Origin of the sequence: Halorubrum sp. Atlit-26R (assembly GCF_003666015.1) — an archaeon.
Taxonomy (GTDB): domain Archaea; phylum Halobacteriota; class Halobacteria; order Halobacteriales; family Haloferacaceae; genus Halorubrum.
Window position 1 is genome coordinate 1 of sequence record NZ_QPLT01000272.1, and the last position, 635, is coordinate 635.

1 protein-coding gene is annotated in these 635 nt (G+C 69.8%); it reads left to right on the forward strand.

What is annotated here, in order from left to right; translation table 11 throughout:
• Positions 1–193 precede the first annotated feature (193 nt).
• Positions 194–635, forward strand: a 442-nt coding sequence (locus DVK07_RS20530) for a mechanosensitive ion channel domain-containing protein (protein WP_121598588.1), incomplete at its 3' end; no start/stop codon positions are given.

Consider the following 635-nt stretch of genomic DNA (forward strand, 5'->3'; position numbering starts at 1 on the left):
GGAGTCGCGGGACACGCACGAGGTCCTGATGCGCCGCGCGCGGACCCGCGCCCCGGACGAGCGGTCGGGACGAGAGACGGAGCCCCGGCGCGACCCGAGCGTCGACCTCGACGGCGTGTTCACCTCCGAGACGGACGCGAACTGAGCCGGCGCCCTCCTCGCCTTTTCCACCCTCGGCCGCGTGCGGTTCGGCATGACGCAGATATCGTCGCTCGTCTCCCGCTCGCTTTCGAACTTCGTCGAGGGGCTGACCGTCGCGATTCCGCGGCTGCTCTCGGGGGTGATCTTCCTCGCGCTGGCGTACGCGGTGGTGCGGATCGCCCTCGCGCTGGTCCGATCGTCGATCGAGCGGCTGTACGTCGGCGACCGCAAACTGGTCGGCGACCTGATCGTCATGCTCGTCGCCGTCTTCCTCTGGTTCGGCGTCGCGCTCACCTTCCTGAAGGTGCTCGGCATGGGCGACATCGCTGCGAGCCTCGGCACCGCCGTCGGCTTCATCGCCCTCGGCGTCTCCTACGCGCTCTCCGAGATGATCGAGGACACCGTGGCGGGCGTCTACCTCCTCCGCGACCCGGACTTCAACGTCGGCTACCGCGTCGAGGCCAAGGGCGTTACCGGCACCGTCGCCGCCATCG